At 58.1% G+C, this 16,795-nt stretch carries 13 protein-coding genes; 6 read left to right on the top strand and 7 right to left on the bottom strand.

The features are described from left to right. Nucleotides 1-40: 40 nt before the first annotated feature. The 4 genes from GFJ39_RS09285 to GFJ39_RS09275 form a co-directional block, all read right to left on the bottom strand. A complete protein-coding gene (locus tag GFJ39_RS09285; protein WP_153431067.1) occupies nt 41-439 on the bottom strand; it encodes an outer membrane protein assembly factor BamE in 399 nt (132 codons plus the stop codon). A gap of 89 nt (nt 440-528) precedes the next feature. Beyond that, on the bottom strand, nt 529-825 hold the full coding sequence (locus tag GFJ39_RS09280) for a hypothetical protein (RefSeq protein ID WP_153431066.1): 297 nt from the start codon (nt 823-825) through the stop codon (nt 529-531). A gap of 6 nt (nt 826-831) precedes the next feature. Further along, entirely contained in the window at nt 832-1,008 is a 177-nt protein-coding gene (locus GFJ39_RS14065) for a hypothetical protein (RefSeq protein WP_194285332.1), read from the bottom strand. Between the two features lie 213 nt (nt 1,009-1,221). Beyond that, nucleotides 1,222-1,860, bottom strand: a complete 639-nt coding sequence (locus GFJ39_RS09275; protein WP_153431065.1) for a LexA family transcriptional regulator — start codon at nt 1,858-1,860, stop codon at nt 1,222-1,224. Between the two features lie 191 nt (nt 1,861-2,051). Here GFJ39_RS09275 and GFJ39_RS09270 point away from each other — a divergent pair, with 191 nt between their 5' ends. From GFJ39_RS09270 to GFJ39_RS09245, 6 genes are all read left to right on the top strand, one after another. Continuing rightward, nucleotides 2,052-2,294: a hypothetical protein gene (locus GFJ39_RS09270; protein WP_153431064.1), complete on the top strand. Its 243-nt coding sequence runs from the start codon at nt 2,052-2,054 to the stop codon at nt 2,292-2,294. A 91-nt stretch (nt 2,295-2,385) separates the two neighbouring features. Then, complete coding sequence (locus tag GFJ39_RS09265) at nt 2,386-3,234, top strand: FkbM family methyltransferase (RefSeq protein WP_153431063.1); 849 nt, start codon at nt 2,386-2,388, stop codon at nt 3,232-3,234. A 320-nt stretch (nt 3,235-3,554) separates the two neighbouring features. Next, nucleotides 3,555-4,826: a hypothetical protein gene (locus GFJ39_RS09260; RefSeq protein WP_153431062.1), complete on the top strand. Its 1,272-nt coding sequence runs from the start codon at nt 3,555-3,557 to the stop codon at nt 4,824-4,826. Further along, on the top strand, nt 4,826-5,980 hold the full coding sequence (locus tag GFJ39_RS09255; RefSeq protein WP_153431061.1) for a hypothetical protein: 1,155 nt from the start codon (nt 4,826-4,828) through the stop codon (nt 5,978-5,980). Before GFJ39_RS09260 ends, GFJ39_RS09255 begins: the two co-directional genes overlap by 1 nt. A gap of 33 nt (nt 5,981-6,013) precedes the next feature. Continuing rightward, on the top strand, nt 6,014-10,003 hold the full coding sequence (locus GFJ39_RS09250) for an AAA family ATPase (RefSeq protein WP_228391878.1): 3,990 nt from the start codon (nt 6,014-6,016) through the stop codon (nt 10,001-10,003). Between the two features lie 442 nt (nt 10,004-10,445). Next, on the top strand, nt 10,446-11,339 hold the full coding sequence (locus GFJ39_RS09245) for a hypothetical protein (protein WP_153431060.1): 894 nt from the start codon (nt 10,446-10,448) through the stop codon (nt 11,337-11,339). Nucleotides 11,340-11,580: 241 nt separating this feature from the next. On the opposite strand, the gene GFJ39_RS09240 is transcribed toward GFJ39_RS09245, so the two are convergent. From GFJ39_RS09240 to GFJ39_RS09230, 3 genes are all read right to left on the bottom strand, one after another. Then, nucleotides 11,581-12,558 carry a hypothetical protein gene (locus tag GFJ39_RS09240; RefSeq protein ID WP_211556028.1) on the bottom strand — a complete coding sequence of 326 codons (978 nt, stop codon included), beginning with the start codon at nt 12,556-12,558 and terminating at the stop codon, nt 11,581-11,583. Nucleotides 12,559-12,733: 175 nt separating this feature from the next. Next, nucleotides 12,734-13,471 (bottom strand): M48 family metallopeptidase, encoded by a 738-nt coding sequence (locus GFJ39_RS09235; RefSeq protein WP_153431059.1) that lies wholly within the window; start codon nt 13,469-13,471, stop codon nt 12,734-12,736. A 2-nt stretch (nt 13,472-13,473) separates the two neighbouring features. Further along, nucleotides 13,474-16,770, bottom strand: coding sequence for a type I restriction endonuclease subunit R (locus GFJ39_RS09230; protein ID WP_153431058.1), 3,297 nt, complete (start codon nt 16,768-16,770; stop codon nt 13,474-13,476). Nucleotides 16,771-16,795 lie beyond the last annotated feature (25 nt).

Here is a 16,795-nt window from a genome sequence, read left to right as displayed (position 1 = left end):
CTGCTTTCAACAGCAGAGGGGGGCTCTCTCTTATGTAGCCTCAGAACAACCCGCTGCCGGTTTTGACGGCGGAGGCATTCATGGTGTGGTGCCAGACGACATCGCCATTGAAGATCACGGTCAGAGTCTTTTCCGTGCCATGGGTGCCCTGATGCAGATCGCCATAAAGCGGAATGAAGTTTGCGGCGTCAGACGAGGCATTGGTGAACGCATAGCGCCACTGTTCATGGCCGCTGTCGGTGAACGTGCTCTCGCGCGGATCTCCGAACAGGGCCCGGATCTGGTCCTTGGTGGTCACGCCATCATGGATCTTCTGGTCAATGGAGGCACTGGTCTCGTTTTTGAGTGTTTCGTTTCCTTCCGAGGCACAGCCTGTCAGGGCGATTAGCCCCGTAAGAGACAGAGTGACGGCCAGGGTTCTGAGAAGACGTGCAGACATGCGGGATCCTTTGCTGTTTTTGCAAAAACAGTCGATGACGGGACAATTGGAAAAAAGCGGGCGACCTGCCGAAAAACGAACGGACTGTCTCAGTCCAGCCCGCGAAGGTGGCGGCGGTCTTTAGCGGCTTTCAGTTTTCGCAGAAACGGTTCACGCGGAGCCGTCCAACAGCTCATGCCCAGAACGAACGCAAAGAGCGGATGCCAGGGCAGAGCCAGGGCGATGCCGCACAAAAGACAGGCACCCGCTCCGAACCACGAGACATATCTCAGCAGAAGCCGTGTCTCGTCTTCCTCAGCACCATATTCTTCGAGATAGGCAGCCAGACGGGCCGCGCGTTTTGCTTCGGTCGCCTCGCTGTACAGACCGTCTGTTGAAGACGTCATGAGCGCTTATCTCCCCCAGTGGGCGTGGAAGACGACCCGGATCACCAATGCCGTGCCCAGCATCAGAGCCGCAGGCGGCAGAATGTCGCGGGCCTTGAGCCAGGCGAACAGCCTGACCGACGATCCGAGCGCCAGCACCAGCAGGAGAAGAACGATCAGGACAAGGAGGATGGAGACGACCATGTCAGGCGCCCCCTGAAAGGCAGGAACAGGGGCCAGACCGGAAGACACAACGGGATAAAGACATCATCGCCAGCTCCTTGAGGTTCCTGTGTGGCAGGACAGCCCTGCACACACGATGAACTTAACGAACCTGATGATCTACGATTTCCCGCGCATCGTCAATACGGATATACGCCCATTTGTAAAAACAGGTTCCCGTATATCAAGAATACCTCAGGGATGAGGCACGCCGCCGATCCAGACCACTTCGCCGAGCAGTTTGAAGCAGTCCAGACGATCAGCCTCGACGTCCTGGGGCGGATAGCGGTGATTGTCAGCAATCACCCGGACCCCGCCACCGAGTTTGGGATCAAGGCGACGGATCAGGACGGCGCCAGCGCTCTCCAGGGCATAGAGCGCGCTGCCCGTCACGGTCGTGATGCTTCGATCTACGATGACCAGATCGCCTGAGGACAACGTCGACTCCATCGCATCCCCTGCATTGCTGATGAGGCAGAGGGACGTGAGGTCCCGGGGAATGACGCTCTGCAACCAGTCACGACCAATCCGCAGGCCATCTTCATGATGATCATACCAGGGCACGACGATCTGACGCGTCGAGGTGGTCTGGACCGCTGTCACCCCGGAAGGTGAGCCGCCAGCCGTGCCAAAAGCGATCCAGTCCAGGGACACGCCGCAAACCCGGGCCAGTGACGCAAGGGCGGAGAATTTCATCTCCCCGCCATTCATGTAATCCCTCAGGGTCGTATACGGCACGCCCGCTGCCTTGGCGGCATGGGTGATGCCAATACTCTGGGCCGCTTCGCGGAGGCGCTCGCCGCGCTCGCGCATCACGCGGATCTGGTCGTCCATGAGTTTACGCTTTCGCCTGGAATGTCGGGGCACGCAGAGGGTCCTCATTCGGAAATGAGGCATGAATACGATATTCCGCTTGATATGTAAGTCGGAAAACCGTATCTCTTGGCATCGAAATGTTGCGTGGCCCGTGACTCGTCATCGTCAGATCCTCGCATGAAACCGACATTTTTGTCCAAGGGATTGTCATGCCTGAAGATCCACTGCTGCCACCACCCCGTCCAGCCGGTCTTGAGGACCTGCATGCCGGCCTGCACGATGTCCTGCGTCTGATCGAGATCGAGCATGCGCTGCTCAAAGGGCGGTTGGAGAGTCTGCGGGCGGATACGGAAGGCGCACGCCTGCTGGAGGGTGTGATGGTGCTCGGGGCCGTGCTGCAACAGCGGATGGGCAGCCTGCTCCAACTTTGTCGCGAGGTCGGGAAGCTGTGACGGAGCGGTCCATCGGACACAGTCCGTCCTGACCCTGTCGTCTGGCTTCGTCGAAGCCCTGTTGTTCCCTTCCATACGGTCATCATCTCTTATGTCAGAACACTCAGACCCGTCTTCTGAGCACGTTGTGCTGGACGGACACTCTCCTGTGCGTGCGCTTCCTTTTGGGTCCTATCCGCTGACGGACGTGCAGAAGAAGATCCGGAAAATCTTCTTCAACACGCCCTTGGGGTACAGCCGTTTGCGTCGGCCGTTCATGGAACGGTTCAAACGAGACTGCTCCTCAGGTCCTGTCGATGCGACCCTGTTCGGGCTGAAGGTGCGGTTTCACCCGCAGGATAACCAGACAGATGCAAAATCGGCGGTCAATGGCGTGTGCTACAATTATCGCGAGCTGAAATGGCTACGTCGTCATCTACCGAAAGGCGGGACGTTCGTGGATGTTGGCGCGAATATGGGGTTCTTCTCGCTCTATGCTGCCCAGAGAGAGGCCCGTGTCATCGCCATCGAGCCGAACCCGGTGCTGTTCGAGCGTCTGACGACCAATATGAGACTGAACGGGATGCAGGCCGATCTCTTGCGTGTCGCGGTGGGCGATCAGGAGGGCTCTGGTCAGCTCGTGCAGGTGAACAGGGATTTTGGCGGCGGCAGGATTGGTGCGGGACACGGTGCTGCGGTGCGGATCCGTCCGCTTCTGGACATTCTGCAGTCCTGCGATGTGACAGCCGTGCATGTTCTGAAAATTGACATCGAGGGCTACGAAGACCGGGCGTTACTGCCGTTTTTTCGCGAGGCGCCGGCAGCGTTATGGCCCGATCATCTCATCATGGAAGACAGCGAGCATGGGCGGTGGGCCCAGGACGTCTTTCCGGTTCTGCGGCGCTGTGGGTATGAGCGCCGTTCCCGCAGTCGGGGGAATATCCTGCTCTCCAGGTTTTGACTGGTGCTGGTGAGGAGAAGCTTGTCAGCTTTGGGGGGAAAGCGGGATGTCGGTTATTGGGAAGGGATGACCGAAAGCCGCCATTCGCAGTGTTCACGTTCATGACAGCTACCGACCAACTCAGGACCTTCAGCGGCCGGGGCGTGAACGACCGCTCGTGCTGAAACCTGCCATTCCCATCGCGCAAACCCACCCGATGGCAACGCGCCCAATAAGGGCGGGCACGCTGGATCACGCCGGCGGTATGCGCTACTTTTAGGGCAAGCAAGTTGGTCAGCCCTCCGCCATGGCTGCTTACCAGCCAGACACGCGGGGAATCTATGACTACGGCGAGCGAAAAGGAACTCAAGGGCGCCTGGGTGATCCACCACGGCCGCAAGCTCGTTCTGGACGTGAACGGGCCAGCGGAGTTTCCTGCTATCAACGAAGCGGCAAAGGCCGCGACGCTACTAACGAAGCTCGGCCAAACAAATCAGGCTACCGTCACCAAGGTCGAGGCGCGCGCTATCGCCGTCGCATCTGGGCTCGACCCCCGGCTGGAGTTGAACGGGCTCCTCCAGGTGCTTGAACGCAAGCGCCTGATCGATCAGTCCACCAAGGACATCTCGATCTTGGGCGTCACCACGCGCGGCTCGCTCGGTCATGCTACCGATATCTACAACGAGGCGGAGCCGAGCACCTACGAAGAAGCGTCGATCACGTTGGCGGAAATCGCCTCGGAAGCGCCAATCCGACGCTCCGATGTCTCCCAACGGATTGGCGATACCCACAAGCTCACCAATGCTCAGGCCGGCGACTTCCTCGACCGTGCCGAGGGTATTGGGTTTGTCGATAAAGAAGGTGATGGCAACGATCGGCTGTTGTTCAACGGCAACCTGTTCCGCCGCTCGTCCGTCGTTAAAACCCAGAAAGTGCTGGCCTCGCTGAACGATGCTGAACAGCGCTTGGTCAGCGAGATCGCCGAGCAGCTATCCAAGAGCGGATGTCTGAGTGTCCAGCACGTTGAGCACGTTTTGTCGAAGCCGCTCTTTGAGAAGCTGGTTGCGGCAGCCGTCTATGACCTCAACGAGGTCACGAACGAACAGGGCAGCCACGTCTATGTCACCGCACCCGCCGCCTTTCACAAATTTGTCGACCCCATGGTGGATGATTGCTTCGACATGGCGAAATCGCTGGTGGCGGCGCTCACCTATGGCATGCTTTCTCGCTCATCCTCCCAAGGCCGGATCACCCAGCTGCCTGCTCTCGTGAACAAGCTGATTTCTGGCCGCGACGTCGGCCCAACGACCTCCATCGGACAGGACTATCGGGTTCTTGAGGTCAACGGCGTCGTAAAGCTCAGGCGGGACGCGAACTACGCCAATCGGTACTATCTGCGACTGCTCAAGAGGGAGGTAGGCGAGCTCGCGTTGCAGGTGCTCACCCAAGGCAACGCCTATGCCCAATCTCTCGCGGATCTGCCCAGCGCGCCGATGGCGGGATACATCGGTCCCGAAGAAAGCCGCACCTCGGTTCGCAAGAGCCAATCCCCGTTGAGCAAGCGGGCGACAAGGGATGTGCTAGAGGCCGTTCGCGGCGGGCGTGTGCTGTGATGAGCGACAAGGTACAAACGCCCAAGGGGGCCGTGTTGGAAGAGGTGCTGCGCGCCTACTTCCTGCGCGCTGGTTTCTTCGTCATTCGCGGTGTCCCATTTCGATTTGCGGACGAAGATCTCACCGACGTCGACCTTTGGTTGTATGAACGTCCCACGGGAACTTCTCGCCGGGTGCAGATTTGCGACATCAAATACAAGCAACGCCCGAAGGCTGTTGAGCGCATCTTTTGGACGAGCGGACTAGCCGATGCGCTCGATGTTGACGGGGCTTATGTTGCAACGACCGACAAGCGGAAAAGCCTGCGTTCTGTGGCGGAAAAGCTCAATCTGCAGCTGATCGACGGCACGGACATTCAGCGCATTCAGAATAGTCAGTCCGTTCTCTACCCGGACCGAAGGAGTGATGAGCAACTGATCGCCGAATTGCAGGCGGTCGATAAGAGCTTCCGAAACAAGAACCTACAGGATGCGCGCTTAGACATCCTGTCGGCGCTCTCCGAGGGATTTGGCGCTCCATCGGCTGTCAGAGCTCTGGAAGGTTTCTCACGGTTAGCGACAACCGCCGTTGCATACCATCCAGATTCACAGGCCGCTCGCTCGGCTGGCCGCCTAGCATATCTCGCCGGGGCTATTGTCTGCCAGAGCCTCGATTATGTTAGCGTGGGTGCAGCGTTCCGAACAATTGACGAAAGGCGCGACCTGATCCTACGGGCCGTGCGGCTCGGAGCCTTAGGCGACGATAATGGTCAGCAAACGCTTCGCTTGGCGATGGCGCTAGTCGAGAAATACGCCCCCGGCGGTCGCGGCACTGCGACCGCAGTTGAGGCGGGGCTGAAGCGTGACTTGGACCAAATCCCGGCTGAGATTGTCGCAGATCAAGCCGTCCGCCTTCTGAAGTCGGATCAGCTTTTCATGACCGGGCGGGAGCTGGAGATGGCAAGCTATCACGTCGCACTGCCGACGTTCGACGGCCTCAGCGTCCACACCAAGTCAATGCTCGGTGCGCTCCTCGACTATGCAAATGTTGATCGCGAGCGCTTCGCGAATGCTTGGAAGGCGGACCCCGTTACGGCCACCGCCTCCGCCCATGCAATGACGGAAGAGGTCGAAAAGGACGTGCCGCCGCAAGCCAACTTGTTTGGCCAAGAGTAAGCGCTGGCAACAACGGCTCATGGCGATGCCCGATTGAGTTCGCAGATGATGCGGAGTCAACCGGAGACTACACTGACCCAAGGATTAGGGGGCGCACAATTGACTGATTCGGATGCAGATTTGTCAGGCGTGACTCCCGTTCGCGCACTTCACTTGCTCACTACTGACCTGCTTCTTGCTGAGCTGGTTTCCGGACGTCCGATCGCCACAGATGAGGGCCACCGGCTGGTGCTCGGTAGCGATGCCGCTCGAGGCGTGCTGTCCTGGTATCGCGGCGCGCGCTCCAAGTGGGCTCGCAATGTAATGACGCCTGACTGCGAAGCGATCATAGCCAGCATCAACGCTACCCCAGTCCAAGTGCCGCCTCCTTCCGCTTCCGCAGATCGGGAGCGCCGAGTTCTTAGGCTGGCGAAGATCGTCGCACATAGGTTCGCAGGGCTCCATGCCTACGGGTCCGCAGACGAGCCGAGCACGGATTTCGTGTTCGAACCGAACAGCCCCATCACGGTATTTGAAGGTTGGAACGGGTCGGGCAAGACAAGCTTGATGAATTCGGTGATCTGGTGTCTCACCGGTAAGCTGCTTCGGCCTCAACGCCTGCCCGAAAGCGGCGAAGCCGAATTCGACTGCGAGATCGATCGCGGGACTACTGAAGAGGCGTCGCAGCACAAGATCAGCGCGGTGACTCCCCTGCCGAGCGCCCAGCACTGGACGCCTGCGGCATCAGCTAAAACTGTCCCAGCGGATACTTGGGTTGAGCTAACCTTCGAACGGGAGGATGGGACCCGCCTTCCGCCGATCCGTCGAATGCAGTCACGAAAGACGAACGGCAAGCTGGAAGAGATCGGGCCCAATGCGGCGGATCTTGGCCTCGATCCGATCGCGTTCAATCTCGGGACCACCATGCCAGGGCTGCTGCCCCATCTTCAGGTGGGCAACCCCTCGGAGTTGGGGCTGGCGGTGGCCAAGCTGACAGGCCTTTCCGAACTTGTAGCCCTGGCAAGGCACGCTGGGCGTGCGAGAACGAAGATTGCGGGGGACATCACGAAGGAGCGCACAACCGAACTCGAACGGATCGAGACGGACTATCGGCAGCATCGCAGCGATCTCGAGCAGCGGATTTCCGAATTCTCGGAGATGGCGCCTGCCACCGCTCTCCCGGCGATCACGGATGAGCTGGCTGCGTTTATCGCGCTAGGACAGCATTTCGAGAATCTGAAAGCCAGCGGTCTCGCCCATGCCCGAGACGTTCTTGGCGATACGTTTGACGCTTCAGAGGAATCGCAGCGGCAGAGCTTGGAGCAATGCATCGCCCCTGCGCTAGAGCAGGTGCGCCGCTTGTCGCAGCTCCCATCAATGGAAAGGCTGGTTGCTCTCAAGCTGGAGGCCGACGCTCGCCAAGAGGTGGACGACCTCATCGATCGTATGTTCGAGGAGGCGACGGCCCTCGAAGAGCTCTCGGCGAACCCGGTGCTGGAGCGCCGAACCCAGCTCTACGCACGCGTGACCGACTGGATGCGCGAGCATGGGAAGCCCCATGATGATCATTGTGCGGTCTGCCGTCATTCCCTCTCGGGCGTCGTCGACGCCGAGACTGGCGGGCTTGTTGCCGATCATCTTCGCCAGGTTGCTGAAGACAGCGAAATCCTCTCCAAGACGGTTGCGCAATGGGCCGAGGCCTGGACCGGCAAGCTGGCCCGCGATCTGCCTGACACGCTTCGGCGCGATTTGCAGAAGGACCTGCCCGAATCTCCCAGTGCAATCTTGCGAACCGCGTGGCTGGACGACCTCTTCAGCACGGAAGGCTTTACAGGCGTCCTTCGTTCGCTGCGTTCTAAGGTGGAAGCACTAACGGATAAGGCGATGGCAGACCTGCCTTCGTTCACAGAGCCGGTGCAGCGAGTTCTGCCGAGCCGAGTTGGTGTCCACGCGGCTAAGCTGAGCAAGACGTTGAACCGCCTTATCCGGGCTTTGGCATTTGTCGATTGGATGACGGCCCACCGAGCGGAACTTGCTGCGGCGCTTGAAGAAGTCCGCGGCAAAGCCGATGGAGGCGACGGTCGGGCGACAGGCCTGCGATCTCAGCTGTTACGCCTCGATGCCATCGTGAAGGGCGTTGCGCCCATCAGTGCAGCCATCGACCTATCGAAGCGAATAAATACTGCTCAGACCGCCCATAAGCGCAAGCTGAAAGCGATCGAAGACTGCGGGACGGCCGCGGCGGCACTGGATGAAATCATTCCCATCGGCGATCTTGCCACCGCGCAGGTCGAAGGCTTGCAGGCCCGCTTGCATGATCGAGCGGAATTTTGGCGGAACGCGATTTACCAGAACGCGACGACCCTATCGCCCAAACCGCATCGAACCGGGATGACGCCCCAAGGAGCAATTGCAATCCAAGTGGGACGCGAGGGCGTTCATGCGCCTGCCCAACATGTTTCGAACGCTTCGGCTCTGAGAGCGTCACTCATGGGCTTTTACCTCGCATTCCGAGAACATGTCCTCCGGACGGATGGCGGCCTGTCGCTCATGATCTTGGATGATCCCCAAGATCTCCTAGACTATGACAATCGCGCTCGTCTGGCGCGTGCCCTAGATCAGCTGGCGGCTGATGGAGCTCAGGTTTTGGCGACCACCTACGACCGTAGCTTCGGCCGGATCCTCGTCGCTGAGGCTCGGGGTACCAATCGTGTTGAGCACAGGGCCGTCCATCCGGTGCACGCATCTCGTAGCACCCTCGAAACTTCTCTGGCTATCGAGGACTTGGATCGGAAGAGGAACGAATTCCTCTCGAACCCGGACTCGGCAGCTCACGCGCAGGACTATGCGAATCAGGCTCGTATCTTCTTGGAGGCCCGCCTCGGGGACTTGTTCGACGATCCAGCTTATCCCGCGTTTTCGGCGCCCACTGACGCGCCGACGTTGATGCCGCTGATGGGGCGTCTCCGTTCATTGGTCACCGCTCGCAGCAACGAACTATTCAGAAGCCCAATACTCTCGCGCTTCTGCGATGATCCTGCATTGGCCGATGGTGCTGAGCCGCGACGAGTGCTCAACCAAGCCCATCACCGCGACGCCAACGCTTTGAGCTACATCGACGTGCAGAACGTTGATGCGGACCTGAAGCGATTGCGCTCGGCTGTTGAACGAGTCCACGAGGAATTCCGGCGCTATCGTTGGCGGGAGCCGCTTCAGGAGGCTCTCCTGGACAATGTCGTACCTCTGGCTGTCGTTACCGCACCAGCGTTCAACGTCCCGATCGTTCAGGACATTGCTGCGTTTAGCAGGCACGTTCCGAGCGGTGGCAGCCAGGATGGCAGCTTGGAGATGCTCTCCAGCCAGTGGTTTGATGACAAGTCGCTGTTTTACGTCCGCAGGGATACCATGGGCTTCACAATCCCAGCCGGATCCATCGCGATCGTTGAGGCCACGCCTTCTTCGCCGGCCGATCATGAGCTGGTTATTGGCCGCCGCGGGACGCAAGCCTTCGCTCGCAGGCTGCTGCGTCCGCGCAACGGCGAGGGATACTCCCTGGCCGCTGAAGCGATAGACCCTCGTGGTGGTCGGCCAACGCTGGCTTTCGAGAATCATGAACTCGACTTGCATCGCGTCGTTGGAGCTCTGTTCGTTCAGGCCCCTCCGCCGGCGGGGCGGGAAGAGGCGTTTCTCCTCGAAGGACATCCCGCCCTTGGGCGAGTCGAGATTGCGTATCGCGTCCGCGAAGAAAGCGCCGTCCCCCGCGTGATGCCGGGGCAGATCATCCTTGGTGGAGCGGTTCTGACTCCAGATCAGCTGGACGCCATGGAAGGCGAAATGGTCGCTGTCACTCTAGAAGACGGTGACAGCATCCTGAAGCGAATCGGCGCGCCGCTATCGAGGAGTCTGCCATATCTCCGGCAGTTCGAGACGATCGGTGGGCTCGGAGCCTCCGTTGTTCTCGCAACCGAGCGAGTAGAAGGGGCACCAGACTTACCTGTAATGATCAATGCTCGCCTCGTACTAGGTGTTGTCTACGCCTCATAGGTTGCCGCGAGCCAGAGGGAAAATCCGGTCCTTCTGGCTGTCCACTTGGGAACTGCCGGGCAGTTAACCGCCAGCTTTGCTCATTCAAGGGCTGATGACGCAGCCGCGCGAATGTCGGATGTTGCCAAAACCCGTCGTTAGCGTTCGTTCTCGCGAACGGCAGCTGAGTCCCCAACGCGGTCTATCGCGGTTAGCCTAACAATGTCGGCTTTCGGGCAATCACCATCATCATTTCGATGTCTGCCTTGTAGGCGTAAGCGGACCAGCCGCTTTCGCCTTCATGTCGGACGCTCGACCAAAATTCACACGTTGCCGAAAGCGGACCTTGCCTTGAAATGGCATCCTGCTTAACCTGAGCTGCTAGTCGCCATACTCATTCCGGTTAGCAGCCAAAAAGTGGTTATTACCAAGTAGATCCGACGAATAGGCTGAATTAGAACGTATGGAAAATATTGCGCCAATTTTACAAGCTGTTGCTTCTGTGGCGTGGGCAGGGTTTGCATTCACTGCCCTATTCGTTCTTCGTTCAGGCATCATTAGTGCACTTGGACGTCTTTCAAAAGCCGAGCTATTTGGTCAGAAAATTGAGCTACGTGAGGAGCTTCAGGAACTTCAGGCTTCAGCATCAGCCGCCAGTTTCGAGGCGAGAGTAGGCGATATGCAAGTTTCGGCGCCTCCACCAGAACGATCTGATGAGAAAGAGGAGAAATTTGAGGCTATAGTTGCCACGATTCTCGACCAAGCGAAAGTTACCCCAAAGCTGGCTCTAATTGCACTTTCGGCTGAATTGGAGAAGCAAGCACGGCAGGAGCTTGCAGTGAGAGGACTTCTAAAAGATCGGCGGCACGTCGCGATAACTGAGGCACTCAGAGAGCTTGGTGCTTACGGGTTTCCGCCTAATTTAATAGGTTCGGTAAGGCTCTTCATGGACGTCAGAAACAAAATCGTCCATGGCAAGACCGCCACCGATGACGACGCGGTCAGCGCGCTTGATTCTGGCCTTACAATTCTACGCGCACTTAACGCGTTGCCAAAGGAGACGAATGTTGTTTTCCATTCCGGAGTCAATCTCTTCCGCGATAAAGACTGCCTCATACCAATAGCCAATGCGAAAGGAGTAATCCTTGAGACAACTTCAGCCGGCGGCATGGTTAAGAGTTTTCGCATCTTTCCAAGCACTCAAATCCATTTCCGGGAGGGTGAAACTGTGGCATGGGAATGGAATATGCAAAATACTTGGGGACAAGCGTGGTACAAAGACCCTGACAATGGGGTCATAAAAAAGGCTTGGGATTCGTCCGCAGAGTTTGTCGGACGACATCTAGATGCGGTTTGAGGCTTCATGCGAAGCGACCGATAAATGTCTGGTTTTTGGCCTTTTTATAGCAAGCAGACTGTCTCTTCTCCCCCAAAATCCGTCGTTTAGAGGGATTTTGCGCTCTTCCGAAACTGAATGTAGGTGCACAGCGTCTCTCCTAATCGAAATCGGGCTGCATAACCGGGAGGGTTATAGGGATGAAGACAAACAATACCATTGCCTCCAAATTAAGGCACAAAATTCCTCATGCGCCATAGGTTCAGTCGTCCTTGCCCATGACGTACAAACAATAGCTGCATAATCCCTCATCCAATCCGTCCAAGGCATCTTCAAGTGAGATGTCGTTGCTACAGCGCGCGCACTCGGTTTCGTACTCAATGCTCTCGCCACACGCCGCGCAGGCGTTTTCGAAATCGATATAGGTGTGCCGATTGCATGCTGGGCAGTCGTAGACAGGACCTGGTTCACCGGTATCCTTTGCGCGAGCATACGTTTCGTTGGAAAGTGCGCGATCGACAGCATCGACGATCGCGTCATTCCAATCGGGTTCGGCTCCACAACTTCGGCAGACAAGCTCAAGCGCCTCCTGCTCCGTATTGGTGTTGTCGCGCTGCTCGATCAGTTCAGAATGACATTCCCGACAGCTTAGATGCTTCTCCGCAACTGTCGCTGAAATCCAATCGACATCGGCAAGTGTGGCGCGGCATCGGATGAGTTCCGCTTCGTAGAGGCCGCGCACGTTGAGCATGATCGCCCAAGCCTCGCCGAGTACTTCGGCCGGATGCGCACCGACCTGTTGGAACATGGCGACTGTGATCGGGAAAGCGCGAGCAATGGCCTCGCGAACTGCGTGGGCGGGCTGATCGGTATAACGATGTTCAATATGGTTTCGCAGGACGTTCAGTTCCTGAAGCCCCTTTGTATTGATCGAGATTTTGAAATCCTTGAAACGCTTGCTGAGCGTGTTGAAATCGACCGTCTGGTAGCCCTCGATCACATGATCGACACCACCTTTTCCGTCGGGCACAGGAGCATACTTGGCGCCAATGACGTCATTAGGATTGGCAAGGGGCACTGCACGGATTAGTACCTCTTTCCCGAGCAGTAGGACGCCTGCATAGAAATTGCGCACTGCCGACAGAGCGCGGGCCGGCGTGTCTAGCGCGTAGTCCTCGATTCCCATTTTGATGGAAGCCACGGAATTGGCGAAAATACCGCTCATATTGCCTTCATTCATTCCGCCGCTCCGTTCACTGTCTTTCTCTCATTTCGCCTGATGTTTTGCATTGCGTCGCACAAGTTTCTTGCGCTTAAGGAGTTGAATCGGCCTGAGACGGGCAAAGAATTCTGCTTTAAGAATTTCCTGCCCAAAAACGGACCTTCCGCTTGCCCCCCATTGCAGTCACATAGAGCTATTCTTGCAGCATCATTTCCGCCATCCCGTCCAGCCTTGCCTTATGCCGTTCCCAGCCCGGCATCACGCGCTCCAGAAGTGACCAGAAGGCTGGGCCATGATTGTGCTCCTGCAAATGACAGAGTTCATGCAGGATCACATAATCAATGCAGTCCCGTGGGGCTTTGACTAGATGCGGGTTCAGCGTGATGGTGCCTCCCGGTGAGCAATTGCCCCACTGCGTCTGCATGACCTGAAGCTTCAGAGCGGGAGATGTTCTGACCCACAGCGTTGTGGGGAGAAGGGCAGACAGACGATGGCGAAACACCTCTTGCGCCCGCGTAAAATACCAGAGTTCCAGCAGCTTCTGAATCCGCAAGACGTTGCGGTCCTGCACGGACACCTCCAGCCGCCCGCGCAACATCCGCACCGTCTCTGGCGCATCAGGCTGATGCTGCACCTTCAGCAGATGCCGCCGCCCCAGATAGAAATGGCTTTCCCCACTGACATAGGTACGCGGCGTGGCATGTTCCTGTGCCGCCCGGAAGTCTCGTAGCTTCTGCCAGATCCAGCGGGTTTTCTGGTGTAGCGCTTTGTCCAGATCAGCCTCTGTTGTGCCATCTGGTACAGAAGCCTCCACACGCAGGTCAGGATGCACTTTGATCCGCAGGGTTGTGCCGGGGCGGGTGCGGGGGGCCAGGTTCACGCGGATCTGCTCACCCCCATAGGTCAGGACGCGAGTGGGAGTTTCTTCCATGTTTAGCCGCGTAGGGTATCAGCAGGCCCAGCCCGCATGATTTGGATGACCTGCTCGATGATCTCCTGCGCCTTGTCCACGCCAAAGCCCGCTTTCTGGCCCGCGCTGAACAGAAGGGGCAGCAGTTCTTTTTTAACCGCTTTTTCCATATCTGGGCGGCTAAGCGAATTCTCCCGCACGGCCTTGTCCACGATTGCGTCAATCTCGAACGCCAGATCAATCCAGCGCTGGTTTTCCTCATCCGTCTGCCTATGGTTGAAAATGGCCGCGAGTGTTTTCAGGAACACGCCATAATAGGCCTGTGCATAGCGGTGCCCGTCAAAAACAGACGGAATGTTTTCCAGCTTGCGGTTGGCTACCTGTTCCTCAAACTCCTGAAACAGCATGAACTGCTTGAGTGGATGGTCGAACAGGCTTTCCGCTTCCGCGATGACCTTGCGCAGCAGGGCTGAGAACGCTTCCTTCGCGTAAGGGTCATCCTGCATCTCGTGGTCGATCATTTTCGTCACACGGGTGCGGATCAGATCCGTCTCGTTGCGGGTCTTTTCCTCGGTCCAGTTTTTAGGCTCGTTGTCGTCCGGCTTCTGGCCCATCTTGCCGACCGCATAGAGCCCTTCAGACTCATGCACCTTCACGCCTGCCACGTGCCGGTCCAGCAGTTTTTTCACCTGCTCGGCATATTGGTCGAAATCGACTGTTTCCCCCGTATCCTGCATGACCATCTGGCGCAGGCTGGTCAGTTGCTTCAGCGTCTCCTTGTAGGTGGCGCGGTCTTTTTCCGTAAAACTGGTATCTTCGAAGAACGACACGGATTGCAGCGCAACCTTCAGGCAGGCGGCAAATTTCGCCAGCGCCTCATAGAAATCATCCCGGCGCTTGAGGTTCACGTCCACCATCTGGCCGTGCTCCTCCACCATGCGGGGCATGAGCACGGCACGAAGCTGCTGGAGGTCGCTTCTGTTCTTCACGCCCTCAAAAATGGCCCAGAGCGCTTTATGCAGGGCCGGGAGTTCGCGGTATTCCGTGCTCATCTGGCTATACAGTCCGGCAATGTCTTTCGGGTCATACCCGCCGACATTTTCTGCTGCCAGTTCGTCATAGCGGGCCAGTGTGGTGTCCAGTTCTGCCAGAATGCCGCGATAGTCGATCAGCAACCCGTGCTTTTTCTGGTCATGCAGCCGGTTCACGCGGGCAATGGCCTGAAGCAGATTGTGTTGCTTCAGCGGCTTGTCGATATAGAGCACAGCATTTTTCGGTTCATCAAAGCCGGTCAGTAGCTTGTCGACCACGATGATCAGCTTGAGGTCCGGGTCTTTCTCAAAGCGTTCAATGACGCCGCGTGTGTAGTCATCCTCGCTCTGGCTGCCGACATTATCCTTCCACCAGTCCTGAATCTCGGGCTGTTTGCGCTCATCGACTTCCGTATGGCCTTCGCGCGTATAGGGCGGGCTCATGACGATGGCGCTTTCAAACCGCCCGACCTCATCCAGATACTGCTTGTAGCGGATGGCGGAGAGCTTGCTGTCACAGGCCAGCATGCCCTTGAGGTCGCTGTCGATATTGTTGTCAAAATGCGTGGCCAGATCCATGGCAATCAGCCGGATGCGGTCATCCGCCTTGTAAACCTGATTGGCGCGGGCAAAACGCTTCTTGAGGTCCGTAACCTGCTCCTCGGTCAGTCCCTGCGTGATGCGCTCGAACCAGGCATCAATGGCGCGGTCGTTCACATCCAGATCAGGCTTGCGTTCTTCATAGAGCAGGGGTGTGACCGTTCCATCCGCCACGGCCTGCTGCATGGTGTAGGAATGGATGATCTTGCCGAACCGACTGGTGGTTTCACTGCCTTTGAGCAGCGGTGTGCCGGTAAAGGCGATAAAGGCGGCATTGGGCAAAGCGTGCTTCATGCGGGCATGGTTCTCGCCGCCCTGACTGCGATGGCCTTCATCCACCAGCACGATGATGTCCGCGCTGTCGTTATGACACTCGGGCAGCGTGGTCGCTGTGTGAAACTTGTTGATGAGCGAGAAGATGATGCGCTCCTGCCCACGCCCGATCTGCTGCGCCAGACGGCGGCCAGAGGTGGCGAGAGCTTCGTCCTTGTCCTTCTTGTCCGCCAGTTCGCCGCCGGTGGAGAAGGTGGTGCTCAACTGGCGTTCCAGATCCTTGCGGTCTGTCACCACCAGAATACGGCACTGCTTGAGATCGTCATCCAGAATGAGGGCGCGGCTGAGGAACACCATGGTGAAGGACTTTCCCGACCCTGTGGTGTGCCAGACCACGCCGCCTTCACGCCCGCCATCGCTGCGGCGGGACTTGATGCGTTCCAGCAGGCGTTTGATGCCAAAGACCTGCTGATAGCGGGCCACGATCTTGCCGGCCTTGCGGTCGACCAGCGTGAAGAACCGCGCCATCTCCAGCAGACGCTCAGGGGAGAGCAGGCCGATCAGAAGCCGGTCCTGATCCGTGATGGCAAGCGGGCGGGAGGCCCAGTCATCGAACCACGTCCGGTCAGACGGTTCGCGTATGGCAAATAGCGCGTCTTTCTGGGCCCCAGAAAGCGGCGTGTTCTTGAGCGCCTCCATCCGGCTTTCGGGAATGTCCTCTTCCTTCCAGCTTGCCCAGAATTTCTTGGGCGTGCCGCAGGTGCCATAGCGCCCGTCATGCCCGGTGATGGAGAGCAGAAGTTGGCTGTAGGCGAAAAGCTGGGGGATTTCATCCTTGTTCTGATTGCGAATACTCTGGGAAATCCCGACCTCCACGGTCGGGACTTTGCCCGGCTGACCATCGGGGCGCTTGGCCTCGATCACCGCCAGCGGAATGCCGTTGACGAAGCAGACAATGTCCGGCCTGCGGGTCTGTGTCAGATCCGTGCGCAGGACGCTGAATTCTTCCGTGAAGGTAAAGCTGTTGTTCTGTGGGTTCTGCCAGTCGATCAGCGCGATGGTCGGGTTGGCCTTGCGCCCACCGATGAACTCGTGTGCAACAATTCCGAACAGCAGATGCGTCGTCATCTTGTCATTGGCATCGCGGAGGCCGGAGACAAAGTCCGGATGCGTGACGTGCGACACCAGCGCATCAATAGCCTGATCGGACAGGCTGTGTTCCTGGCCTTCAAACGTAAAGCGCCGCTTTTTCAGCTCCGCTCGCAGGAGAGGAACCAGCACCACGGTGCTCTGTTTGCCTCCCCGCAACGCCAGCGCCTCGGATGGCGACAGAAACCGCCAGCCAAGGGTGCTGAGGAGGGCCAGCGCCGGAAGCTTGGCGCTGTATTCTTCCTGAAATTTTGGGGCGGGAGCCATAATGTTCAAATGTCCTGTAAGCTGA

This window comes from Gluconobacter aidae (assembly GCF_009547075.1).
In the GTDB taxonomy this organism is placed as follows: domain Bacteria; phylum Pseudomonadota; class Alphaproteobacteria; order Acetobacterales; family Acetobacteraceae; genus Gluconobacter; species Gluconobacter aidae.
Note: the sequence above shows the minus strand (reverse complement) of the source record. Positions and strands in the feature narration are given on the sequence as shown.